At 39.2% G+C, this 25,931-nt stretch carries 24 protein-coding genes; 13 read left to right on the top strand and 11 right to left on the bottom strand.

The window, feature by feature from the left end; all coding sequences use genetic code 11:
• Nucleotides 1–27: 27 nt before the first annotated feature.
• Both B5X70_RS15480 and B5X70_RS15475 read right to left on the bottom strand, forming a co-directional pair.
• Complete coding sequence (locus B5X70_RS15480) at nt 28–834, bottom strand: alpha/beta fold hydrolase (RefSeq protein WP_079558815.1); 807 nt, start codon at nt 832–834, stop codon at nt 28–30.
• 1 nt (nt 835) lies between these two features.
• Entirely contained in the window at nt 836–1,555 is a 720-nt protein-coding gene (locus B5X70_RS15475) for a pyridoxine 5'-phosphate synthase (RefSeq protein WP_079558814.1), read from the bottom strand.
• A 161-nt stretch (nt 1,556–1,716) separates the two neighbouring features.
• Between B5X70_RS15475 and B5X70_RS15470 the strand changes: the two genes are divergently transcribed.
• From B5X70_RS15470 to murI, 10 genes are all read left to right on the top strand, one after another.
• Nucleotides 1,717–2,382, top strand: a complete 666-nt coding sequence (locus B5X70_RS15470; RefSeq protein ID WP_079558813.1) for a CBS domain-containing protein — start codon at nt 1,717–1,719, stop codon at nt 2,380–2,382.
• 26 nt (nt 2,383–2,408) lie between these two features.
• Nucleotides 2,409–3,827, top strand: coding sequence for a POTRA domain-containing protein (locus B5X70_RS15465; protein ID WP_079558812.1), 1,419 nt, complete (start codon nt 2,409–2,411; stop codon nt 3,825–3,827).
• A 15-nt stretch (nt 3,828–3,842) separates the two neighbouring features.
• Nucleotides 3,843–4,721: an NAD kinase gene (locus B5X70_RS15460; RefSeq protein ID WP_079558811.1), complete on the top strand. Its 879-nt coding sequence runs from the start codon at nt 3,843–3,845 to the stop codon at nt 4,719–4,721.
• 114 nt (nt 4,722–4,835) lie between these two features.
• Entirely contained in the window at nt 4,836–5,615 is a 780-nt protein-coding gene (gene porG, locus B5X70_RS15455) for a type IX secretion system protein PorG (RefSeq protein WP_079558810.1), read from the top strand.
• Complete coding sequence (locus tag B5X70_RS15450) at nt 5,572–6,363, top strand: isoprenyl transferase (protein ID WP_234995086.1); 792 nt, start codon at nt 5,572–5,574, stop codon at nt 6,361–6,363. The genes porG and B5X70_RS15450 overlap by 44 nt, the downstream gene beginning before the upstream one ends.
• A gap of 3 nt (nt 6,364–6,366) precedes the next feature.
• Nucleotides 6,367–8,934, top strand: a complete 2,568-nt coding sequence (bamA, locus tag B5X70_RS15445) for an outer membrane protein assembly factor BamA (RefSeq protein ID WP_088328561.1) — start codon at nt 6,367–6,369, stop codon at nt 8,932–8,934.
• An 81-nt stretch (nt 8,935–9,015) separates the two neighbouring features.
• Nucleotides 9,016–9,525, top strand: a complete 510-nt coding sequence (locus tag B5X70_RS15440; protein ID WP_079558808.1) for an OmpH/Skp family outer membrane protein — start codon at nt 9,016–9,018, stop codon at nt 9,523–9,525.
• A gap of 17 nt (nt 9,526–9,542) precedes the next feature.
• Nucleotides 9,543–10,061: an OmpH/Skp family outer membrane protein gene (locus tag B5X70_RS15435; RefSeq protein WP_079558807.1), complete on the top strand. Its 519-nt coding sequence runs from the start codon at nt 9,543–9,545 to the stop codon at nt 10,059–10,061.
• Between the two features lie 27 nt (nt 10,062–10,088).
• A complete protein-coding gene (locus tag B5X70_RS15430) occupies nt 10,089–10,604 on the top strand; it encodes an OmpH/Skp family outer membrane protein (protein ID WP_079558828.1) in 516 nt (171 codons plus the stop codon).
• A 127-nt stretch (nt 10,605–10,731) separates the two neighbouring features.
• Entirely contained in the window at nt 10,732–11,556 is an 825-nt protein-coding gene (gene murI / locus B5X70_RS15425; RefSeq protein WP_079558806.1) for a glutamate racemase, read from the top strand.
• A gap of 5 nt (nt 11,557–11,561) precedes the next feature.
• Here the strand turns inward: murI and B5X70_RS15420 are convergent, their stop codons facing one another.
• Nucleotides 11,562–12,089 carry a gamma carbonic anhydrase family protein gene (locus B5X70_RS15420; protein WP_079558805.1) on the bottom strand — a complete coding sequence of 176 codons (528 nt, stop codon included), beginning with the start codon at nt 12,087–12,089 and terminating at the stop codon, nt 11,562–11,564.
• Between the two features lie 195 nt (nt 12,090–12,284).
• On the opposite strand from B5X70_RS15420, the gene B5X70_RS15415 reads away from it, so the two are divergent.
• The 3 genes from B5X70_RS15415 to B5X70_RS15405 all read left to right on the top strand — a co-directional run bounded on the left by B5X70_RS15415 (nt 12,285) and on the right by B5X70_RS15405 (nt 16,073).
• Nucleotides 12,285–14,135 carry a 2-oxoacid:acceptor oxidoreductase subunit alpha gene (locus B5X70_RS15415; protein ID WP_079558804.1) on the top strand — a complete coding sequence of 617 codons (1,851 nt, stop codon included), beginning with the start codon at nt 12,285–12,287 and terminating at the stop codon, nt 14,133–14,135.
• Nucleotides 14,132–15,151, top strand: a complete 1,020-nt coding sequence (locus B5X70_RS15410; RefSeq protein ID WP_079558803.1) for a 2-oxoacid:ferredoxin oxidoreductase subunit beta — start codon at nt 14,132–14,134, stop codon at nt 15,149–15,151. The genes B5X70_RS15415 and B5X70_RS15410 overlap by 4 nt, the downstream gene beginning before the upstream one ends.
• 73 nt (nt 15,152–15,224) lie before the next feature.
• Nucleotides 15,225–16,073, top strand: coding sequence for a hypothetical protein (locus tag B5X70_RS15405; protein ID WP_079558802.1), 849 nt, complete (start codon nt 15,225–15,227; stop codon nt 16,071–16,073).
• 520 nt (nt 16,074–16,593) lie between these two features.
• On the opposite strand, the gene B5X70_RS15400 is transcribed toward B5X70_RS15405, so the two are convergent.
• The 8 genes from B5X70_RS15400 to B5X70_RS15370 form a co-directional block, all read right to left on the bottom strand.
• Entirely contained in the window at nt 16,594–17,958 is a 1,365-nt protein-coding gene (locus B5X70_RS15400) for a hypothetical protein (RefSeq protein ID WP_079558801.1), read from the bottom strand.
• A gap of 75 nt (nt 17,959–18,033) precedes the next feature.
• The gene (locus B5X70_RS15395; protein ID WP_079558800.1) at nt 18,034–20,337 is read right to left on the bottom strand and encodes a TonB-dependent receptor; all 2,304 of its coding nucleotides are present in this window, start codon (nt 20,335–20,337) and stop codon (nt 18,034–18,036) included.
• Between the two features lie 191 nt (nt 20,338–20,528).
• On the bottom strand, nt 20,529–21,479 hold the full coding sequence (locus B5X70_RS15390) for a DUF4249 domain-containing protein (RefSeq protein WP_079558799.1): 951 nt from the start codon (nt 21,477–21,479) through the stop codon (nt 20,529–20,531).
• A gap of 56 nt (nt 21,480–21,535) precedes the next feature.
• Complete coding sequence (locus B5X70_RS15385; RefSeq protein ID WP_079558798.1) at nt 21,536–22,438, bottom strand: T9SS type A sorting domain-containing protein; 903 nt, start codon at nt 22,436–22,438, stop codon at nt 21,536–21,538.
• Between the two features lie 422 nt (nt 22,439–22,860).
• Nucleotides 22,861–23,343 (bottom strand): hypothetical protein, encoded by a 483-nt coding sequence (locus B5X70_RS15380; RefSeq protein ID WP_079558797.1) that lies wholly within the window; start codon nt 23,341–23,343, stop codon nt 22,861–22,863.
• Nucleotides 23,333–23,563: a hypothetical protein gene (locus B5X70_RS17960; RefSeq protein WP_143255089.1), complete on the bottom strand. Its 231-nt coding sequence runs from the start codon at nt 23,561–23,563 to the stop codon at nt 23,333–23,335. Before B5X70_RS17960 ends, B5X70_RS15380 begins: the two co-directional genes overlap by 11 nt.
• 231 nt (nt 23,564–23,794) lie before the next feature.
• Nucleotides 23,795–24,445, bottom strand: coding sequence for a mitochondrial porin family protein (locus B5X70_RS15375; protein WP_079558796.1), 651 nt, complete (start codon nt 24,443–24,445; stop codon nt 23,795–23,797).
• Nucleotides 24,446–24,469: 24 nt separating this feature from the next.
• Complete coding sequence (locus tag B5X70_RS15370; protein WP_079558795.1) at nt 24,470–25,666, bottom strand: hypothetical protein; 1,197 nt, start codon at nt 25,664–25,666, stop codon at nt 24,470–24,472.
• Nucleotides 25,667–25,931: the final 265 nt, after the last annotated feature.

Below are 25,931 nucleotides of genomic sequence, written 5' to 3'. Positions count from 1 at the left end.
ACAAAATAAGAATCTGCAATTCCTTCATTAATCCTCAATGAGGTAGCGAAGCGTTTTTATGAAAAGCTCAGGCTGATCGGCATGCAACCAGTGTCCGGCATCAGGAATGGTAACCATTTGGGTTCCCGGGAAAAACCGATTAAAAACCAGGGTATCTTCATCTGCCACATAAGGAGACTGCTCTCCCCTGATTAAAAAAACCGGAAAACTGCCATTTGAATTGATAGGCTGAATGTTTGAAAAGCCATCCATTATTTCAGGCATCTCTTCTTTTAACACAGGTAAGTTCAATTGCCACGAATATCCTCCCTCTTTATTGCGTTTCACATTCTTAAGCAAAAACTGTCTCAGTTTTTTTGAAGGCAAATCATTTGCCAACGCCCGATCCATCTCTCCCCTATTCGACATTTTGTCGATGGGTATCTGAATAAGTGAGTCCAAAATTTTGAGGTGATTGGTAGTGGTTTGCGCAAAATTTGAAAAGGTTCCGTAATCCTTGGGAGCTATGTCCAACACCACTAGCTTGCTAACTATTTCAGGATTTTCCAGAGCCAACCTCATAACTGTTTTCCCACCCATGGAGTGACCAACCAGAATTACCTTTTCATTGGTTTTACTGCGGATAAGTTCCAGCAAGTCATTGGCCATTGCTTCATAGCTATGGCTTTTATTATGGGGACTTTGACCATGATTACGCTGATCGGGAAGAATGATCCGGTAATCATTTTCAAACTGCCGTGCCACCGACAACCAGTTATCTGACTCTCCATAAAGTCCATGCACAATCACCATAACCGGCCCCTTGGCACCCAATTCTCTTGCAAACAACTCCATGCTAGTTCTTTTTTAAAAGCGCCTTGTAGCTTGCAACGGTTCTCTCAAGACCCAAGTACAAGGCATCGGCAATAAGCGCATGACCTATGGAAACCTCTTTTAAAAAGGGGATGCACTCATTGAAATATGCAAGGTTCTCGAGGTTGAGATCATGACCAGCATTTACTTTCATACCAAGTTTATTTGCCAGATTCGCGGCTGCGACAAAAGGTGCCACAGCTTTTTCCCGATCTTTAGCATAACCTGTCGCATAAGGTTCGGTATAAAGTTCAACCCTGTCGGTATCAGTCTCAACAGCTTTGGAAATCATCTCTTCAACCGGATCAATAAAGATAGAAGTTCTGATGCCACTTTCTTTAAATTCGGAAATAACTTCCTGTAGAAACGAGAAATGAGCGATGGTGTCCCAACCGGAACTTGAAGTAATGGCTTCCGGAGGATCGGGCACGAGAGTAACCTGATGCGGTCTAACACTTTTAACAAGATCGATAAACTCCCGGGAGGGATATCCTTCAATATTAAACTCCGTTTTTATCACAGGCCGGATATTGTGGACATCTTTCCTGGTAATGTGACGTTCATCCGGGCGCGGATGAACAGTAACGCCATCGGCTCCAAATAACTGCACATCCACTGCTGCTTTAACAACATCAGGAATAATTCCTCCCCGTGAATTGCGTAATGTAGCTATTTTATTTATGTTTACACTAAGTTTAGTCATTTTCGGTATTTAATTTGTAGCAACTTTTGTTTATATTGAAGCCAAAAGTTATTTATCTTTTTTATTTAACAACAGAACTATTTTCTGCATAAAAAGGTTTAACTTTAAATATAAGCTTGCAGAGCACAAAGTTATAAAGTATTTCGTTATTACTGATTTTTATGCTGGCAAAAGATCTCATATCTGACATAATCCCTGCATTAAAAACCTCTGACACAGGATTGGATGCACTTAACTGGATGGAAGCGTTTAAGGTTTCTCACCTGCCCATTGTAAATAACAAAGTATTCCTGGGGCTTGTTTCAGACACCGACATTTACGAACTGAACACAGCCGGGGAACCGTTGGGAAATCATCGGTTATCATTGATGAAACCTTACATCTTCGCTCATCAACACATATATGATGTCATAGAGATAGCCTCCAGGTTAAAACTGAGCATTGTCCCTGTTTTAACCATTGAGCAGGAATTTACCGGTGTAATTACGCAGTACGATTTAATGCAACAGTTCAGTGAATTAATAGCTGCGCACACCCCCGGCGGAATCATACAAATTGAGATTGCCCCGCGTGACTATGCTCTCTCAGAACTGGCCCGAATAGTAGAAGACTCTGACAGCAAAATACTCAGTTTATATGTAACACAAGAACCGCTATCCGGTCAACTGTTCATTACCATAAAATTAAATCGCACCGATTTACAACCTGTAATTAATGGTTTTGAAAGATACGGTTATAAAATAAGAGCCGAATATGGCTCCGAAAGTCATATGGATGAAACAGCCAAAAGAAATTACGAATCATTGATTCGATATTTGAGCGTATAATTCAGGATTGATTTTTTTCAGGTAAGATGGGATGGAAACGTGCAGATATATATCTTGGGCTAATCATCGTAGCTTTTTGCCTTCACTCAATCCCGGCATCAGCCGGAATTGAGGTTCAATCATCATATGATGAATACCGCCAGGTAAGCACCATTTATATTTCCGGAAATCACAGTACCAGAGAAATCACCATTTTAACTGAGCTGCCGTTTGAAACCGGCAACATCATCAAAGAAAAAGATATTCTTGCTCTTGTCAGGCGCGCAGAACAAAACCTGCTGAATACTTCCCTTTTTAACTTCGTTGAGATAGATGTGATTTATCCCGACAGAAGAACAGTCAGCTTTCATATTGATGTTGAAGAGAGATGGTACATATGGGCTTTCCCCGTATTTGAACAGGAAGGACGCAACTTCAGTGATTTTCTTCGAATAAACGATGGCTCCCATTTCAATTATGGCGTTTACCTGAAACACGACAATTTCAGAGGCAGAAACGAGACTCTTAAACTCAGAATGGTAACCGGATATCGCTCCCAGGTACTTTTTGAATTTAAAAAACCCGGTTTTAACCAGCAATCAGGCTGGGGCTTTAGCGCAGGATGGCTCGCATATGACCAAACGGCCTATAACACCATGTACGACAAACAGGTATTTATAAAAACCTCTGGATCCAGACTTTTAAGACAATCAACATTTGAGTTCAATTACTTTTACAGACATCAACTTGACCATCACCACCAAATCACCGTCACATATGAAAATTTAAATGCTGCAGATACTTTGCGAAAAATTAATCCCGATTTTTTGCCATCAAACTCCAACAACAACCAATCCATCGATGCCGAATATAAATATACGTACGACAGAAGAGATTCAAAAATCTATCCGTTACGGGGAAATAAATATGAATTCTCCTTTGCCAGGCGCGGGTTCAGCGTCGACAATGGCTATGAAGGATTTTTTCAGACAAGCGCCACAGCATCATTCCAATACCCGTTGACCAATCGAATATTTGCCGGAAGTAAAACACATTTGTCTGCCATCGATAAAGATCAGGTTCCTTATGTTTTCAGAACAGGTCTTGGCTACAGAGAGTATCTGAACGGTTTTGAATACCGGGTAATAGATGGTGCATCATACGGATATGTTCAAAACAGGTTATTGTATGAGATCATTCCCAGAACAGAAAGAAACATCAACTGGATACCTATTTCTCAGTTTTCGAGAGTTCACTATGCGTTATACTTCAGACTTCACTTTGATGCAGGTTACGTTCTTAACGATAAAGCCATAAGCTATAATCAAATGGCCAATAGTTTACTCATGGGTTATGGATTTGGGTTTGATATGGTAACTTTTTATGATAAAATTTTGAGTCTGAATTATTCTTTTAATAATTTTGGCGAACATGGAATTTTTGTACATTTTAACCTCTCCATGTAAGCAAACCTGAAAAAAATGAAAATAGCTATTTATGGCAAACAATTTGGAAAATTGTTTTATGAACGATGTACCAACCTGTTCAACCACCTGGATGAGCAAAAAATTGACTTCTGTATATACGCTCCATTCTACAACTTCCTTACCCAAACAGCCGGCATACATCCTAAAACCGACAAACTGTTCCACAACCATCATGATCTGCCGGAATCAGATCTAATGTTCAGCATTGGAGGAGACGGTACTTTTCTGGATGCTGTAACCATGATTCGCAACAAAAAAATCCCAATGGCAGGAATTAACAGTGGCCGATTAGGGTTTCTGGCAGACATTTCGATGGAGGAGTTACCAAAAGCACTAGATGATATTTTAAACAAACGCTTCAGGGTAAAACAACTGGACTTACTAAAACTGGTAACGGAAATTCCCGATTTTGGTGATTTCAGGTGCGCTTTAAACGAATTGGCCATCCAAAAAAGAGATGGATCATCAATGATTACCATCCACACTTATTTAAATGATGAATTTTTAACTTCCTACTGGGCCGATGGTCTGATTGTGGCCACTCCCACAGGCTCCACTGCATATTCATTAAGCGTTGGTGGCCCTATATTGCATCCCTCGTCTCAGGATTTCGTGATAACCCCAATTGCTCCTCATAATTTAACGGTGCGACCACTAGTGGTGCCAAATGACGTGGAGTTAAAATTAAAAGTTGAAGGGCGCGGAGGCACCTATCTGGCTTCACTCGACTCAAGAAGTTGTATTTTAGATGAGGAGACAGAATTGATCATAAGAAAAGCCGGTTTTTCAGTTTCAGTTATTGAACCCGAAGGACATACTTTTTACTCTACGTTGCGCTCCAAGCTAATGTGGGGAGCCGATAAGAGAAACTGACTTCATTATAGATGATTTCCCCAATGGCTACAAGAGCAATAAATCAAACCTGTTATCGTTTTTACTATTTATAATTACGTACAAAAAATCAAGGTAATCTTCATAACTCTATCAATGCAAAAACCAGAATCGTACAGCAGTCTATACAAACGCCTGAAACCAGGTTTATTTTTGGCATTTCTATTCATTGGTTTTTTATCAGCTCCGGTAGAAGCACAAACAAAAATAGAAGGAGGTCCGTTCCTTGGAATTTCCTGGTATAACGGAGATCTAAACCCTGATAGGATGTTTTACAACATCCAGCCTTCCATAGGAGGAATTATAAGATACAATGTTAATGAACGAATTGCTTTCAGGGGCGGTTTGCAAATGGCCGGACTCAGCGGCTCCTACCCCGAGTTTGATGATGTACATTTGCGAGAATATGATTCTGCCCCATACTCTTTCAAAAGAAATGTGATAGATTTATCTACGCTTTTGGAAATTAATTTTTTCTCATTTGACCATCCACACCGGCCTGAAACCATCTTTACTCCTTATGTTGCTTTAGGCGTGGCATCTACTTTTTACACAAGATATGAAGAAGTAGATGATAATCACTCTGAAAAACCGACTTTTGTATTATCTTTGCCGTTCGGTGCAGGTGTAAAATGGAAAGTAACTGATTGGTTCAAACTTGGAGCTGAATGGACTTTCCGTAAAACTTTTACCGATGATTTAGATGTAGTTGGAACCGATTTTCCTGTCAACCCGGGTGACCCGTTTGGCTTTGGAAGGTCGAATTGGACGCATAATAATGACTGGTATTCCATTGTTGGTGTATATGTTACCTTCAATATATTTACCAGAGATGCAAAATGTTATGATGGTTTCCACAACAGAGGAAGAAGATAGTATGCTTTTAAAAGAACAATTGAACCGGGAAAAATTACCACGCCATGTCGCCATTATAATGGACGGCAATGGGCGTTGGGCAAAAAAAAGAGGTAACGTTAGAGTCTTTGGTCATCAAAATGGAGTCAAAGCTGTACGGGAAGTAACAGAAGCCGCAGCAGAAATGGGGATCGACTTTTTAACCCTTTATGCTTTCTCAACAGAAAATTGGACCCGACCGAAGAATGAAGTTGATGCACTGATGTCACTTTTGGTTTCCACCATTGCATCGGAGACCAAAACCCTGATGAAAAACAACGTAAAACTAAAATCCATAGGCTGCAAAAAAAGTTTGCCCGGAAATGTAATTGACAAACTCAACACCTGCATCGAGAAAACCTCGAACAATACAGGTTTGACTTTGGTTTTGGCGCTGAGTTACAGTTCCAGATGGGAAATCATTCAGGGTATTAAGCAGTTGGCCGAAGATGTTAAAAACAATAAAATTAATTCAGACGAAATAAACGATCATTTGTTTAGCCAATATTTGGAAACGAAAAACATGCCTGATCCTGAGCTCCTTATAAGAACCAGCGGAGAATTAAGAATAAGCAATTTTCTGCTTTGGCAGATTGCTTATTCAGAATTATACTTTTCTGATGTATTATGGCCTGATTTTCGCAAGGAACATTTCCATGAAGCACTTTTAAATTATCAACAAAGAGAAAGACGTTTCGGAAAAACAAGTGATCAGTTAATACTTAAATAAACAATGATGTTGCAACGTTTCAGTACAATTCTTTTCCTTTTTATCATTTCAATTTTAACGCTTAACGGACAAACGTCCACTCCTGAAATATCCTATTCAGGTACTCCCAGAAGCTATACTATTGCCGGAATCGAAGTTGTCGGTGATCTCAATAATGATCCGCAAATTCTTGCTAATTTATCAGGATTAAGAGTTGGTCAACAGATCACAGTTCCCGGAGATGATATAACCAATGCCATCAAAAAGTATTGGGACTACGGACTTTTTTCCGATGTGAAAATTTCTGCCGCCAAAATAGAAGGTCGCCAAATATGGTTGGAAATTTACCTCCAGGAACGACCGCGATTATCAGAAATAAACTATACTGGACTTCGACGTTCAGAAATTGACGCAGTAAACGACAGAGTCGCCATGATGCGAGGCAGCCAGGTAACTCCATACCTTGTTGACAGAGCACAGCGATTCATTAAGAGTCATTTTGTTGAAAGAGGATTCTACAATACGGAAGTCTCGATTGTGCAACGTGACGATACAGCCAGAGTAAACCATGTTATACTGGATGTACACGTAGATAAAAAAGAGAGAGTAAAAGTTAACAGTCTGACTTTTGAAGGAAACGAAGAGTTTACCGATAACCGGTTGAACCGGATTATGAAGAAGACCAATCAACGACGTCGACTTCGCAACTTTTTTAGAACCAAACGATTTATAGAAGAAAACTACAGAAACGACCTGCGCGCCATTATAGAAAAATACAATGAAAGAGGCTATCGGGATGCATACATTGTTGAAGAATCAGTTACAAGAGCTGACGAAAATACAGTTGACATTAATATAAAAATTGAGGAAGGTGACCAATATTACTTTGGAAACATTACCTGGATTGGTAATACCATCTATCCTGGTGAATACCTCGGTCATGTATTAAGAATTCAAAAAGGAGATATTTTTAATCAGACAAGACTGGATGAGAGGTTATTTATTGACGATGATGCTGTTCATAATCTCTATATGAATAACGGCTACCTTTTCAGCCGAATCATTCCGGTGGATATTCGGATTGAAAACGATACTGTTGACCTGGAAATGAGAATTTTTGAAGGCGACCAGGCAACAATTAACAACGTCATAATACGAGGTAATACAAAAACTCATGAGCATGTTATCCGAAGGGAATTACGAACCAAACCCGGTGAGCTTTTCAACAAAGCTCTGCTGATACGTACTGTTAGGGAATTAGCACAGTTGGGCCACTTTGACCCGGAAAAAATACAGCCTATTCCTTTGCCTGATCCCGATAAAGGTACGGTTGATCTGGAATATAATCTGGAAGAAAAAGCAAACGACCAGATAGAGCTTTCCGGAGGTTGGGGAGCAGGAATGTTTGTCGGTTCATTAGGATTACGATTCACGAACTTCTCGGTAAGAAACTTTTTTAATGGTGAAGCATGGAGACCATTACCAACAGGAGATGGGCAAACTTTATCACTTAGAGCACAAACAAATGGACGATACTATCAGGCATATAGTGTCAGTTTTATGGAACCATGGCTGGGTGGAAGCAAACCTAACTCGCTGAGTGTTTCCTTGCACAGATCAATACAAACAGGAGTAAGTAGCAGATACAACATGTTCAACATGTACGGAAGGCAACAGGATCCTTTTGCCTTAAGAGGAGACGACTCCCGACATTTTAAAACTTTTGGAATCTCAGTGGGGCTTGGAAGAAGGCTCACCTGGCCAGATGACTACTTTGTATTGTATAATGAATTAAGCTATCAGCATTACGATATGAAAGAGTGGCATTTTCTTATGTCAAACGGCCGTGCCAACAATATAAAATTTAGATCAGTTCTATCGCGCCGCTCAATTGATAATCCTCTATATACCAGATCGGGGTCTGATTTTAGTTTAGGGCTTGAATTTACCCCACCATATTCCTGGTTCTCCGACAAGGACTATTCAACCGTCACCAATCAACAGGAACTATATCGTTTCATTGAGTACCATAAATGGAGTTTTAAAGGAAGTATGTTTAAAACTCTGGACAATGCAAACAAATTAGTTATTATGCCGCGTATAGAAGCTGGTTTTCTCGGGTATTACAATAAACATAGACGCTCACCTTTAGAGCAATACACTATGGGTGGCGACGGTATGGCTATGAATTTTAGCTACTACGGCAGCGAAAACGTCGGTTTAAGAGGATATGAAAACAACTCTTTAACAGCATTTAGTATAATTCCCGATGAAACACAGTCTTCAGGCTTCCGACAAGTAGCAAACGCAAACATATATAACAAGATGACTCTGGAAATGAGATATCCTTTAACTCTTCAGCCATCGGCTACGGTTTACGGATTAGTTTTTGCTGAGGCCGGAAACTCATGGGCAGAGTTTACTGATTACAACCCGTTTCAATTATACAGGTCGGCAGGCGTTGGTTTGCGAATCTTCCTTCCAATGTTCGGTCTGTTGGGAATTGACTGGGGTTATGGTTTCGATCAAAACCCATATAATCCAAATGCAAATGGCAGCAACTTCCATTTCGTAATGGGACAGAATTTTTAATATTAAAAAATGGTTTAGTTTTTGTATTACCTGTAAATAATTGCATTAGCTTTAAACCAAGAACGATAAAATTTTTGTCATATGAAGAAGACAATTTTAATTTTGCTGGCAATAATAGGTTTGCAAGCCACAACCTATTCACAACGATATGCTTTTGTTGATACTGACTACGTATTGCGAAACATTCCGGCCTTTCAGGCAGCACAGGAACAATTAAACCAATTGTCAACCCGCTGGCAGGCCGAGATAGAAGAAATTTATCAGGAAGTTGCACGTATGTATCAGAACTATCAAACAGAAAGTGTATTTTTATCTGCCGAAATGCGAACAAGCAGAGAAGAGGCCATAATAGCAAAAGAAAGAGAAGCTAAAATGCTTCAGCATAAATATTTTGGGGCTGAAGGTGAAATGGCTAAACGACAGGAGACGTTGATACAACCGATACAAGAGCAATTATCAAATGCCATTCGTGAAATAGCAAGAGAAGAAGATCTGGCCGCAGTATTTGATAAAGCCAACGGAGTATTATATCTAGATCCGAGACATGACAGAAGCGACCAGGTGCTACAAAGACTTGGCCATAGAAGATAAACATAAACCAGATATCAATGAGATTAATTAGAAACAGCGGGCTGATTATTATTGCCTTATTAATGTCCTTTGGAGTTTCGGCACAAACCCCGAAATTTGGACATGTCAGCGTTGCCGACATTATTCTTCAAATGCCTGAATACCAACAAATAGGCAAAACCATGGAAGATGAAACTGCCGTATTGGAAAGGCAATTCACATCCATGAGAGAAGAACTCAATCGTATTGAAATTGAGTACGAAAACAATTTCGACACATATACTCCTGCTCAACGAACAGCAAAAGAGGAAGAGTATGCTCAGCTTCAACAAAGGGTTCAGGAGTTTTTCACCAATTCTCAGCAAACCCTGCAAAGAAGACAGGAAGAATTGCAAATACCTGTTCTTAATAAACTATTCTCTGCCATAGAAGAGGTAGGAAATGAACATGGCTTTTTATACATTTTCGAGATAAATTCAGGTTTAACTCTTTTTCAGTCGACAACCAGCGTGGATGTTACCCCGCTTGTAAAACAAAAATTAGGAATTCAGAATTAATGTTGAATAATAATAATGCATCGTAATATGAAACTTTTAAAACTTTCTGTTGTAATCACTCTGTTGTTGATTACTCCTTTGATATCCTCAGCCCAGGAATTGAAGTTTGGACACATCGATATGCAGGAACTAATCATGCATATGCCTGAAAAGCAGGAAGCAGACAGGCGACTCCAACAAGAGGCACAAACTCTACAGAACAGAATGCGTGTAATGAGCGAGGAGCACGAACGCAAATTCCGTGAATATTTGGCCGAACGCGAAAACATGCCTGAACTCATCAGAGCAACCATGGAAAAAGAGATACAGGAAATTGAACAACGACTGCAGAACTTCCAGTCCATGGCACAACAAACCCTTTCCAGAAAAGAGCAGGAATTATATCAGCCCATCCTGGAAAAACTACAAAGAGCCATTGATGCTGTAGGAGAAGAGAATGGATTCATCTACATTTTCGATGTTAGCTCACAGGTGGTGCTGTTTCACTCTGATGATAGCGTGGACTGTGCCCCACTTGTGAAAGCAAAGCTTGGAATTAATTAACGAGGTAAGATATTTTTACTTATTTTAGAGGAGGTATTTCCTGAATTCTTATTGCAAACGGAGTTCGTTTGCAATAAGAATTTTAAGGGAATGTCTCCTTTTAATTTTTATAAAAGATCTTGAAAACATGCACCAATCAGAGCCTATTGCAGTATTCGATTCAGGATATGGAGGACTTACCATCCTTAATGATCTTTTAACCTCTTTTCCTGAATATGACTTCATCTATTTGGGGGACAATGCCAGATCGCCCTATGGAGGCCGATCATTTGATGTGGTGTACCGGTATACCTTACAAGCTGTAAAAGCTCTGTTTGAAATGGGCTCTCCTCTTATTATTCTTGCCTGTAATACTGCATCGGCAAAGGCACTCAGAACCATTCAACAAATTGATTTGCCAAGAATAGATAGTTCAAGAAGGGTCTTAGGAGTTATCCGTCCCAGTGCGGAAAAAATCGGAGAACTAACACAATCAGGATGTGTGGGAATTTTAGGTACCACCGGCACCGTGCTTTCAGAATCATACCCACTGGAAATTAAAAAATTGTTTCCTCATATCAGGGTAGAACAGGAGTCTTGCCCCATGTGGGTTCCATTGGTTGAAAACAATGAGCACCTGTCGGAAGGAGCGCACTACTTTGTAAAAAAGAACATTGAAAATCTGTTTAAAAAAGCCCCTGAAACGGACACCATAATACTTGGATGCACCCATTACCCCCTGCTCAAACCAGTTATTGAAAAACACGTCCCCGCAGGTGTAAAAATCATTTCACAGGGACCGATTGTGGCCGAAAGTCTGAAAGACTATTTCACACGCCATCCTGAGATGAAATCACGGATTTCAAGGAACAATCGTTGCCTGTTTTACACTACCGAACATCCCGACAAATTTTCACAAACCGCTTCGCTTTTTATGGATAGGGAGATAACAGCAATAAGATTGGAGTACTAATTGAATCAACTTCCTCCATCCTCCGAATACCATCCTGCATACATCAGGTAGTTGTTGGCAATTTTATGAATCATCTCTTTGGATTGCCCAGGTTCAATATCTTTAACTTTTTTAGCAGGTACACCTGCATAAACGCTGTTGGGTTCCACGATGGTTCCTGTAAGCACCAAAGAGTTAGCTGCAATGATTGAATTTGAACCAATCACTGCATGATCAAGAATAGTGGCGCCGATACCAATAAGAACGTTATCTTCAATCTTCGCACCGTGTATGGTCACATTATGTCCTACGGATACATTATCACCAATCTCAACCACCGATTTTTGATACAAAGTATGCAAAACTGTACCATCCTGTATATTTACCCGGTTACCGATTCTAATTGAGTTAACATCGCCCCGTAAAACAGCGTTATACCAAATGCTGCACTCATCTCCTATGACAACATCTCCTATGATGGTGGCGTTTTCCGCCAGGAAAACATCTTTACCTATTTTTGGAGTAAATCCTCTGACTTCTCTAACTAATGCCATAAATACTATTATAAATTATACGACAAAGATAACAAATTGTCTTCTGCAACCTGCCAACTAGGTTTTTCTGTTGATAAAAATCATAGAAAAAGCAGGACATCAGAGTGTCCTCGTCATTGTATTATAACAAATTAATTGGTAAATTAGTTCTAGTACATACAGGCATCAAAATAAAACAAAAAAAACAGGGTCACGATGCAAAGAAGATCTAAAATAATTGATGCAGATAGAATTGCCGTCAGGTTCTCCGGAGATTCCGGAGATGGTATGCAACTCACCGGATCGTTGTTTTCACTAACTACCGCTGCTTTTGGCAATGATATATCCACCTTCCCCGATTTCCCGGCAGACATACGAGCTCCGCAAGGAACCATTAGTGGGGTGTCCGGCTTTCAGGTTCACTTTGGGAAGGGCGTTTGCACTCCTGGCGATTTAACAGATGTGCTGGTGGCAATGAACCCGGCAGCGCTAAAAGCCAACGTAAATTATATGAGCCCCGGCGGCACCATCATCATGGATGTGGATAACTTCGATAAAAAGAACCTTGAAAAAGCAGGCTATCTAACGAACGATCCTATTATTGAAGATAAACTTCAAGGCTTTAACATTGTAAAAGCACCCATTACATCTCTAAGTCAGGAATGCACCAAAGACTTAAAATTGGATCGGAAAAGCATTCTGCGAAGTAAAAACATGTATGCTCTGGGCCTCATCAACTGGATGTTTAACCGGCCTATTGACTATACCAGGAAATATATACGCCACAAGTTCAGTCATAAGCCTGACGTAATGGAGGCCAATTTGCGAATTCTGGAAACCGGTTTTAATTACGGCAACATCATACAGGCAGGAACTCCCTCTTATCACATTACTACCAGTGAACCACAAAAGGGGTTTTACCGGAATTTAAGCGGCAACAAGGCTGTGGCCTGGGGTTTCCTTTTGGCTGCCGATAAAAGCGGTCTGCAGCTGTTTTTGGGATCCTATCCCATTACGCCATCTACAGAAATATTACAAGAGCTGGCCGGGCGAAAAGATTTGGGAGTAAAAGTTTTTCAGGCTGAAGATGAAATAGCTGCCATTTCCTCGGCCATTGGAGCATCATACGCCGGCGCACTTGGCATCACCAATACATCCGGCCCGGGACTTTCCCTAAAAAGTGAAGCTCTGGGATTGGCAGTCATGGCAGAAGTGCCATTGGTAGTGGTTAACGTTCAGCGAGGCGGTCCCTCCACGGGTTTACCAACCAAAACAGAGCAATCAGATCTTATGCAGGCACTTTATGGAAGAAACGGAGAGAGCCCTCTGGTGGTGATGGCTGCCAGCACACCGGTAAACTGCTTTGATTATGCATTTTATGCTTCCAAAATTGCTCTTGAACATATGATTCCGGTGATACTGCTTACCGACAGTTTTCTGGCAAATGGATCCCAACAGTGGAAAGTCCCTGAAGAGGGAGACTTTCCAACCATTGACATACCCAGAAGTCAGCAAGAACCGGGAAAGTTTTTACCGTATCTCCGAAATCCTGAGAAGCTCAATCGCGATTGGGTGCGTCCTGGAATGGAAGGTTATGAGCACCGCATCGGCAGCCTGGAAAAAGACGCTGATACAGGTGCTGTGTCACACGATGGCCCGAACCATGAAATCATGGTTAAATTAAGACAGGAAAAACTAAACCGGGTGGCAAATTTCATTCCTCCACTTTCGGTGGAGGGAAATCCCGGGGCAGAAGTTCTGGTTGTTGGTTGGGGCAGCACATACGGCCATTTACATACAGCCATAGAGGAATTAAACACCGAAGGAAATGAAATTGCCTTTGCAATATTTAACTACATAAATCCCCTTCCCAAAAACACCGAAGATATACTGAAAAAATATAAAACCATTATTGTATGTGAGCTAAATATGGGACAGTTTGCAACCTGGCTGCGAAACCATTTCCCAAAACTCAACTACATCCAGTACAATAAAGTTCAAGGATTACCATTTACCATTAAAGAACTCAAAGAGTTCTTTAAAAAAAGTCTGGAGGAACAAAGATGAATAATCCACATACCATCATTCAAAAAGAGGAGTTTAAAAGCAGTCAAAACGTAAGATGGTGCCCCGGTTGCGGAGATCATGCCATCCTTAATAGTGTGCAAAAAGCCATGGCGGAACTGAACCTGAAACGTGAAGAGGTGGTTGTGGTTTCCGGAATTGGATGTTCATCACGCTTTACTTATTATATGAATACCTTCGGTTTTCACACCATTCACGGAAGAGGTTCAGCCATTGCATCAGGCGTTAAAATTGCCAACCCGGATTTAAAAGTATGGCAAATAACCGGCGATGGCGACGCCCTGGCCATTGGTGGCAACCATTTTATTCATACCATCAGGCGTAACATCGATTTAAACATCATTCTGTTTAACAACCAAATATACGGACTCACCAAAGGACAGTTTTCACCCACCTCCAGAAGAGGGTTCATTTCTAAAACCTCACCCTTTGGCACCATTGAACACCCGTTCAGACCAGGAGAACTCGCCATTGGTGCACGAGGCAACTTTTTCGCCAGGTCTATGGATCGAAAGCCAAATCTTTGTACCGAGATATTTAAGGAAGCCGCACAACACAAAGGGACATCCATTGTTGAGGTATTGCAAAACTGCGTGATTTATAATGATAAAACCCACGAAGAGCTTACACATAAAGAGGAGAAGCATGATCGGACAATTATTTTGAAGCATGGAGAGCCCATGATATTTGGCAAAAACAGGGACAAAGGACTCATCCTTGATGGCATGCAGCTAAAGGTGGTAAAAATAGGCGAAAACGGATTAACCGAAAGCGATCTGTTGGTGCACGATGCCGAATGCCAGGACAGTACCCTGCACCTGAAACTTGCTAATATGGAATACCCGGAATTCCCCGTTGCGCTTGGTGTTATCAGGAAAGTAAAAGCTCCGGTTTACGATCAGGAGGTTATCAATCAGATAGAAAGATTACAATCTACTTCGACCATTAAAACATTCAGAGATTTGGCCATTGAGGGGGATGTGTGGGAGGTGGAATAGTGAAAGTTTTTTGCCGATATAACAATCTTGTTTGGTCTGATTATTGTTTAAAACAGCAAAAAATCTGATAAAGATGGTCAAACTAAAAATTGTAGTCATAGGTCTGTTCTGTATATGTGGAACGCTAACAGCTCAAATTAAAAAAGCTTTTCTTCGAATCGATAATGGATACACGTTAACCAACGGAGATTTGAGTCCTCTGGCTGTCATATTAGGAGTTGGGGGCGAGTACTATCACACCATTAAATCGTCGACAGGCATATTGTTAACATTTGACGGTTATAAATCCGAATTAGAAAAAAACAGTCTGGGAATTAATGCGCACCCTTGGTACAAAGATCTTTATGTACATGTCAGTCACTTGGGCATTGGGCCCTTTTACTCCTACAAATTCAGAAATACGCATGATAAACCTCACTTTAACATCTCATTGGGAAGTGGATTATATAAAGCCTTTGCCACAGCTAAATTGTACGAGGGAGAGTCCCAGCTTCTTGAAAAAGAGTCGGCAATGGGTTCCAGGTATCAGAAAATGCCTTGGGACAGCCACTACACAGACAAATACAGATCACCTTGGAAGTTAAACTGGTTTATGCAATTTGGTTACGACTATTTTCATCCCCAATCGCGGGTAGCATTTGGTTTTTATTTAAAATACCGAAGCAATGATTTGTTAAGACCTTACAATACCATCACTTCCCGTGCATTAGCAGAAGAATTTAATCACAGAGGCAGCAACGATATACTTCCGGTAAAGTTATGTGTATCGATTAAATTTACCGGAAAAGACAAAGCAACCAGAAAGAAGGAGAAAAACATACGAAAACAATTTGAGCGTTACGAACAGAATTTTTATAAGTCATATTGTGTGGGGGAGGGGGAATGGTATAACAGCCGACTAAAATCCGCACATAATATTTGACCTGCGTCAATATCATTTACCAATAATAGGCATTATTTAAGAACCAGATGTATGAACAAAAAGAACAAGGGAAAAACCTTGCAGGTTTTTCCCTTTACTTAAAGATATCCCATCTGAAATTGATTGCAGCATACTAAGCATAAATGACTTTGGCATTGCGCTTACCATTTTTTCAAATTACACCCAATATTAAGTTGTAGCATAACAGGGAAAAATCCATGATTTCCCTTGGTGTCAAAATAATAAACAGAACCTACATCAAATAAGATATGGAGTTTATGTATTTCACGTTTGCTTTACAAAGAAAAAAAGAAACAAGCAAAAAGCAAATTGAACAAAAAACATAATTACTGTTCAATTAAAACCAATAGATTTCTCCCGCAGATCGAAATGACAAAGGGTTTTCAGAGTTCCGCGGGAGTTGGAGGCGGCTTTGCCGCTTCCAACTCCCGCTACCTACAATCACAAATGGCTGTCATTCCGAACGGAGTGAGGAATCTCAGTTCATCTATTTTATACCTTAAAACTGATAAACACCTACATCAATTCGACTTCCTCTGGGTTTACAGTCCAGATCAAAATATTGCCGATCATCTTCAATGACAATGCCGAAATCAATTCCCGGTGAGTTTTCTTGTAAGTGAAAATCATATTCATAGTGAATCAGGCTCACAAAATTTGGCGATTGGGTTAGTATGCCTTCAATATCAGCTGTTGACTTCAATATTACCTGGTTGAATTGAAAATAATCTAAGAGAGCATCCTCAGGCACAACAATTTCATTTTGCTGAATTCCATAAATAATACTATTTGTAATATCCGACTTGTCGAAAACATAGCTATGACCCAAAGGATCTGCATCATTGAGCTCAATTGCTGACTTATAATAACTATCGCGCCATTCATAATAGTTGGCAACTGTGCTGTGAATCATATTCATTCGGCCTCCATACATAATGATTTGTTGTTCGGAATTGGAAAGCAAACAATTATACATTTGCAAATCAGTATTGAAAGCCAGAATATTTACATCTCCATTATACCGCATAATTGTATTTAGCAAATCAACAGAAACGTCCTCACCTCCCGGTTCACCAATGTGAAGTCCGGTATTTGCGCCCATAATAACTGCATTTTTAAAAACCACCGGCTGGGTGCTTTCCTTAATATATATGCCTCCCCATTGCTTCGGTACTTGTTCGTATTTGATGGTTCTGGTTAAATTATCATATCTGTAACTGCGGAAGAATACTCTTTTATCACAACTGCCAAGAACTTTCAGACCACCATTTACTATAAATCTGGCTCCATTGTTAAAAAAGATCTTTACTCCGGATTCAATTTCCAGTGTATGTCCCGATGGAATGGTAACATCGTTGCTTACAAAAATATATGAATCCTGCACCCATACAGCATCATTCATTTCTCCCTGTTTTTCTATTGCGTGGATAACCGGACACTTTAAAACAACGTTTTGACTGTGTTCACCACTCTCAACAATGATTTTGTCTGATACAACCTCAACCCAATTGTCGGAGTTAGGTAACAGCCCGGACTTCAACTGTACAAAAACAAATAAGCTATCTTTACCCCTTATATTGTGTACGGATTCGCTTCCCGGAATGCCATTGACATTAATTAAAAAAGGGGAATCGTCTCCATCGGCTAATCTGATAAGAACATCTTCGGTATTATCCCGACTGTGATTAAATAGTCTTACCTTAACATGAACAGCACTACCTATCTGAGACACAACAGTATCCAGCATAAGGGTATCAACATTAAAAAACAAACTGGAGTTTGTTTTTACATACTCCTTTTCGCACTGGGTGGTTAGGGCGAAGATGGCTGCGACGAAAGAGAACAACAATATTTTCTTAATCATCAGATAAAAAGAATTACAACACAAAGAACTTAAAAATATGAACGCATAAAGAGACAACAAATTGTTAGCTTCCTATTAGAATTTTATCGTATAACTGGCCGATGGCATAATCGGGAAAAGACTAAACCGATAAAGCGTTGGACTTTCATCATGAATTCGGGTAAAATAGAAATTCGGATTTCTTCTGTTGTAAACGTTTATGACACTCAAACTCCACTCACTGCTAAACTTATTCTTTACTGTGACATAAGATAATCCCACATCTCCACGGTGGTACCAGATGTCGCGATAACCATTAATACCATCATAAATAAAAACAAAATCGCCCTCATGGTTTCTGTATTGCGATTTGGGCAGGCTGTATGGCAAACCGGTTCCTAAATCCCACGCAAATGACATGGAGACTTTTTCACTGATTTGTTGCTGATAAAAACATGATATGGAAAACAATCTGTCGTATTTAAAGGGAAACTTTTTACCGGAATTCAAATCGTCAAAACGGCGTTCAGAGCGGGATAAGGAAGTGCCCATCCATCCGGTAGATTCACCTTTAGTTTTTCGAACAAGAAACTCAACACCCCTGCTTTCGCCTTGCCCGTTAACTGCCAAAATTGATTCCCAGTTAAAACCTGCTGTTGTAAACGATACTCCTTCTTTTAAATCTGCAAGATCATTCATCTTTTTGTAATAAGTTTCGAGAGAAACTTCATACATATCGTCATAAGATGAGTGGTAAATGCCTGCTAAGAATTGTTGACTTATTGAGGGCGGGGCTAAATCAAAAACAGGAATCCTAAAATCAGTGGGCATTCCGGCACTATTGTTTGAGATCAGATGGAAATGCTGCATCATCTCCGAATAACTAAATTTTACAGAAAAATCATAAGACAATCGACGAGCTACTGTTATCCGGGGTTTAACAAATGTATAGTTTTCACTTTTGGTATAAATGGAACTTACCCGCACACCTCCATTTAACGAAAATCCGTAAATATCTTTAAGAATCATTTCGCCAAAAAAACTGGGAGAGAATGAGTTTTCATTTGAAAATCCGCCCTTTTCATTGAGATCAGCAAACCCGCTTCCCGATTGTAAAATATGTGTATTCCCCGGTTTAAAGGAGTGACGAAACAACTCACTGCCAAAGAAAACAGCCATATTGTTCAATGGCTGATAATCAAGATGAATTTTTACAAATTCATCTTCTATTCCCGACATGAAAACACTTCTAAAATTGCCGGAAGAACCTTCATTATTCAACTTTACTGCTGATTTCTCCCGATAGTCGTAACCGGATTTGCCAACAATAACATTAATGTAAAGAAAATGATCAAAGACCTTGTTATAACGCAACGAAAAAGCATGATTCCCCCACCCTACGTTCAATCTGGACTTAACCCTGTCGTCATTTTTTACCCGAACCGAAACCTGGTCATTACCAATATAGTAACTGAAGTATAATCGGTCCTTCTCCGTAAAGCGATGATTCAATTTAACATTCACATCATACATTGTATAGTTTTCGTCCATCCCCCAAACCCAGCGAAAAAAAGGAAACGTGTTTTTTCGGAACGCAACCAGATAGGATGATTTTTCTCTAACTATTGGACCTTCCAACATAGCTTTAGAGGTTAACATGCCCAGGGTTAACTGCTTTTTATGATTCAAATTATTCCCATCGCGGGAGTAAACATCAACTACAGATGACAAACGTCCTCCATAACGGGCCGGAAAACCTCCCAGATAAACATCTGCACTATTAATTATATCCGAGTTAAATGTAGATGTAAACCCACCAAAATGGCTGACATGGTAAAGAGGCATATAATCCAGAAGAAACAAATTCTGTTCATGTCCACCGCCACGCACATACATATTGGCATTGCCATCACCGGCAGTGCTAACACCGGGCGTTTTTTGTAAATAGAGAAGCAAATCTTTTTCTCCGGCAAAAGATGGCAATAGTTGCAGTTCACGCCGTTCCAATTGAAATACAGAGACCTCCGGCATCATGAAATCCCTAACCTTTTGGCTTGAAACCACCACCTCATCCAAAGAGAAATGAGCCGGGGTTAAATATACCGTTTGTCTTTGCCCAAAAGACTCAACATGTAAGATTGCCGGAGCATATCCAATGTGTGTGACTGTAATCTCATTATCAAAATCCCGACTGTTTAGCCACAGCGTGAAATGACCCTGGGCATTGGATGTTGCAAAATATTTTCCATTTGAACAGAAAACATAAGCACCAATTAGCACCTCTCCCGTCACCACATCAAGCACCGTTCCGGAAACAACCTGTCGCGGGGATTGAGCTGCAACACTTGCCCCATCAATACAGAAAACCAGAAAAATTAAACTGAACAGTCGGATATACATAATTACCTTTTAGTTTCAACAAGAGAACCCCAATTTTAAAGACTTTGATAAGAGAGCGTCAAAGGCAAGGCTGTGACCGCGTGCCGCCTGAAGCTTTAGCGGTGGAGCAAGTCAGAAAAAACGAAGTTTAACTTGTGTAAATGAGTATTTTTCTGACGAGCATAACGTACCTTGGCGTTTTCTTTCAAAGACTACTTAAAAGAGCGGGCCTCTAACGGAATTACTGTATCAACCTTACAAAAGCCGGCAAATATACCAGTGCCACCTACCACATTGGACCTTACAGATACAGGAGGAGCTAATCCGTATAAGAAGTCCCCTTCAACAGCATACTGTTGCCGGTAAAGGGATGTTTTATAATCAAAATAGGTTTTAGAGACGGTACGCAACTCAATTTTTAAGTGATGTTTGGGAAATCGATACCCATCGATAGGATTCCAATGGATCGATGGCGAATCATAATAAAAATCAATATAGAAAGGTTCTCTTTTGTTGCTGCGCCACAATAGAGTCGGCGGGCCAACCGCTCCAATAAGCATTACCCCCGGATAGTAATCCTCTCTGGTTATTAAATAATGGTGAGAAAATGGGTAATCATATTTATAAAAATGATGATTGCTATCATCAGGCTCTCGCTCTGTGCTGTACAAAATAATTTCATAATACAGATCGTTTTCATCGTCCATAATTGGTGGAATAATAGTACCTCCAACATAATAAAAATGCTCATCCTTTACAGGAATAATCTCAAACCCCCTAAGATATGCAGGCTGTGGGATTGTATCCACAGCCGTTACCAATTTATCTAATTCATCTGACTCTACAACTAGTGTGACTGCACTCCCAGGGGTAAAGTCCGGAATTCCGGAACTTAATAAATCCGTGTCGAAAAAATGTTCATCAACAATGAGTTGATGTCGTTGATTGAAACCATCTTCTAACCATGCCGAGGAAACCCTAACACGTCTGTATCTGTTCGAATATGCAGGCTGAGTTAAAGTAACTAAAACCCTGATTGAGTCCTGCGGCGAAAAAAAAGAGCTAACCACAATCTCCGGTTCAAAACCCTTAGTTAAATCCACTTCAACCTCCTGTTCACAGCCAAAAACAATAAAGACAAGACTAAAAATCAATACGCGCATAAATCAATATTTATAAAAATTGTTCTTTGGCATTGGGTTCTGCTTTCAGTCATATTTTATTTTTTAATTATTTTAAAAAGTGAAACTTGTTGATTTGCATCATAAACTTTAAGCAATAATAAACCTTTGGAAAAAGAACTTACATTAATTGTCTCATTATGTGTTTGGCTATAAACTCTCCGTCCCAAGTTGTCGAAAACTTCGATTAGTAGAATTGTGTTGTCTATACAAGAAATATTTATTGCATCCGAAACTGGATTTGGGAAAACATTGTAATTGTCAGCTTCAGTTGTTTGCACAAGTGTAATGTCTCCAACACTATCGTAATAACATTCAGAATAGAATGGATTTACATATATTAATTCATTCTTATGACTATAACATAACAAATTTCGAACTCCTCCATCCAAAAATGATTTATAACACGGGTACAATATTCCACTTAAACTTCCGATTTCTTCTACCCATGTATCAACTATCCACTCTGCATCTGGACTTGCAGTTATTTCGATGCGTTTTTTTGAAAAACCATTAATTTCTATAAAATCAACATTGTTAACATATAGCGAGACTGATTCCCGAGTTCTAAAATCCTTATATTCAAAAAATGAACCTGCTTCAAATGAAAAATCATATAGTAAATATTCCTCATCAAAACTTGCAGGAATAAAAAACGTTTTTTCGTTATGTTCTCTGATGAGTCCTTCGAAATTAATATTTTCATGTAGTCTATCACTACTCGAAAAAACTTTTTTGTACGAAACCGAAGCAATTGATGAATCTCCCTTAAAATAAACATGTTGTGTTTCGACGTAACAGGGAATATTATAAGCACTCAATCCATATACAAGTGTAGCCCATGAACTATCCTCACTAACAATTGCATTATTGTACGTTTGGGTATTTGCCTGCAAAGCGAAAGAACAGACAAAACTGAGTAAAATGATTGTTTTGTTCATACTGTTTATTTTTGGATTAGATAAACAACATATTTTCTGACAATTTCAAAGTTTAAATTCTACCAATTCTTAATTGTTGTAGTGCACAACATGGGGTAACATCTACCCATATCTGACACAAACTATATTTGAAAACCTTCGGAAATAATGTACAATGTTTATTGATGATAATCAAGAATCGTTACAGCAAACAAAAAAGGAGGTAAATCTGCACGAAGAGAACATCTGTAGAAGAAAATTGAGAGACAAAAGCATTTGTCTGTCAGGAATAGAGTTAAGGGTTATCATATCAATAAATTAAGGTTTTGCAATTGATTATCCGGAAAACTTGTATCTGGGAATATTCTTTTGACACTACAAAGAAAAAAAATAAAGCTGCAAATAAAAACTAAGTTAAATGAATTTAGTTTGACAGGTTTCATTCACAGCAGTCCTACAGCCGACAAGCGCAAAATAAATTGTCCTCCCTTATTTGAAATTGTTCGGGGGTAATCCTCCAATTCACTAATTACTTTTAAAGGATTTAGGGTGTTGTATTCAAAATGAATTTGGAAATAATTGGCCCAGTTTCCGATAAAGAAACCTCCACCAATTCCGTATCCCAGTTCAGAGGCAGACCTGCCTTTGGCTTTGTGGAAATGATAACTCACAGTTTCAACAGGATATTGACGCAAACCCGAATCCCGGTTCCACTGATGGCTATCTGACGGTTTATCGACGACCCACTCACTTTCTATCCACTTGGCTCTACGCGGCAAATATGGAAGATAATAAATCCGGAAATCGGGATAAAAGCCCCACCTTCTTCGTAGCTCCTTATTGTAACGGATATTTATATTGTATTGAATGCCGGAATAGAAGCCGGGCTGTAAAACCGTTTTTGTTGACCAGCTGTCATCTTTCATATCTCGAGCTTTGACTGGAGGAATAACACTGATAAAATCCAATACCGGTAAAAAGGTGCAACTCATCAAAAAAGACATAGCCTACGCCATCTCCTAAGCCCCAAAATAATTCAACCTCATCCTCAACAAAACCGGCATAAAAATCGCCATGGTAAAACATTTGGGATTTTAAAGAGAAAAATCCTGAGAGGAGAATGTTTAGTATGAGTATTTTGTTCATTGGAATCTAAATTAACACTATTTCCCCCCTGTATTTGTGCCAACAGGTATCTTTAAAGGAAGGAAAAGCCTTAGATTAAAACAACAAGACTAATTATTTATTTTATTCACTAAACTTCCTATAAATGTTATTTCAAGAATGTTTATGTCTATTCGTGTGTATATTAGAATCGGATGACTTGAAGTCATCCGATTACTACATTATCTCCAACATTATAAAACATACGCACTATCAGTTTCTCACTCCAAATCGCCATCCTAAAGATAAACCCAAAAGAGTGTATTGATAATTATTTTTTATTTTTATCTGCTGACTTAAACTCATTGACAAGTCTAGCCCAAATGGGAAGATATAATTAATGCCTAAAGGGAATTGTGCTATGGCATCTCCAAATTCTGACCCATACAACGCACCTATGTATGGAGTTAATCTTGTTTGTGAGTTTTTATGATTCAGATGATATTGTCCTCCCACTGTGAAATGTGACTCATTGGCTGAATAAAATGACTCACCCGTGTTTAAAACAACTTTGATTTGCGGCGTAATAAAATAATCAAGACTGAGAATGTAAAAGTCAGTTCGAATGCCTGAAACTGTCATTAAAACCCCAGCACTAACTCCTAAAGGTTTTTGTCGTCGGGGATTTAGGTTTCCTAAATAATCAACAACCCCATTGCGATATTCTATTCGCTCCAACTGGCGTGTTTTAACGGTAAATAGAGGGCTGTTATCCATACCAAACCATTTGTAACTAACAAATCGCGGTGTTTGCTCAATGACAACTGCCTCAATTGCCCGATTGTTGTTCGTGATGATTTTGTCCTGCCCTTTAATCACTAAAGAGAATACCAACAACAAGACTGATAAAATTATTCTGTTCATTTAATAAGGATTTATGATAAATAATTATTCAACAATTCTATGTGGCATGGTAAATTTTACATCAGAATGAACGGAGCGAACCGCAAATCCATCATATATTTCAGATGAATTTTGGTTTGTTTTAAAGAATCCATTACGACCCCATGATGCAGAACCAACAAAACGCCCTTTAACTTCGATCTTAGTATTTGCTGTTATTTCGGATTTCGCCTCACCATCTTCATTCACAGATACTTTAACATCAATAGTGGTTTTTGATGATGATCCACTTGTACAAACCAAAACAAATCCCTGATCAGTTCTTGATTCTCTCCAATCGTTATCCCATACTTGATCTATTTTCCGCCAACCACCATTTCGGTACTTTGTCCATCCATTGCTAGCAGCTTTTACATCTTTTTTACGAACGGTAAACCCAATCCTTGTTGGCCAGCTGGTTGTGATATCTTTACCGTCTTTATTTAGTTCTCCCTGACCTCTACGTATTTCAAATTCCACACGCTTTTTAAAATAATTTGTTCCAAATTTAGATCTACTTCTAAAGTAGCCTAGCTTCACCTCATACACAGGATCATCAGATTTGCTTTTCAGATTAGCAGGAAAATAATCATCTAGTTCATCATATTCTCCAACCAAATATCTGGGAGCAATAATTAAAACAGGATATTCATCATTGTATTCATCATTAACTAATACAACTTCAAGTACTCCATCAACCAACCTGTATCCTATTCCCTCAATCTCGTTATCAATAGGGTGCGAAACTATTGTTAGAAATTGCCGATCTTCAGGATACCATTCCAATGGATATGGCATATACATAACGTAATCATAATCAAATATGGAAGCAATTACCCCATTTATTTCATTCTGACTTGAACTTTTCAAATCTGAGCCGTTTAAGAATGCATTCCTAAGATTTTTAAAACTGTTACCTCCTGATTTTAAATAACTCTCATTACTCAAAATTTCTTTTAAATAAAATGACTCGTCTGCAATTTCATAAGACAGCCCCGTGCTTTTAAGCTCATCTTCAACTTCAGAGCAAGTACTGAAACGAACCAGCATTTTGGCTGTTTTAGCCAGATTGTCTTTCAAAAGAAACTCCTTTTCAGTTAAAACTCCTTCTGATTCCAATTCTAGAATTGGGTCTCCTGATTCTTTACTACACCCAACAAAAATAAAAACTCCCAATAAAATCAATAAATTAAATTTCTTCATAACTTTGTAAAGTTAGTGGGGCTGCAACCCCGTTAATAATTATAGTCTGGCGTCCATTTCCGTTTTCGGGGGTGGACGCTTTTTTATCCCCCGTACAAAAGGCGTACTGTGCTTCGGCCTGATTATAAAAGAACTATAGATTTTTAAAAATTACTAATTTTAGATTAATCCATTTAGTCGTCGGATGACTACAAGTCACCCGATGACGAACTTGACGGCAATAAGAAATATCTTTAAAATTTAGAATATGGAGTTTGTCTACAAG

The sequence above is a fragment of the Alkalitalea saponilacus genome (genome assembly GCF_900168165.1).
In the GTDB taxonomy this organism is placed as follows: Bacteria; Bacteroidota; Bacteroidia; order Bacteroidales; family Marinilabiliaceae; genus Natronoflexus; species Natronoflexus saponilacus.
Note: the sequence above shows the minus strand (reverse complement) of the source record. Positions and strands in the feature narration are given on the sequence as shown.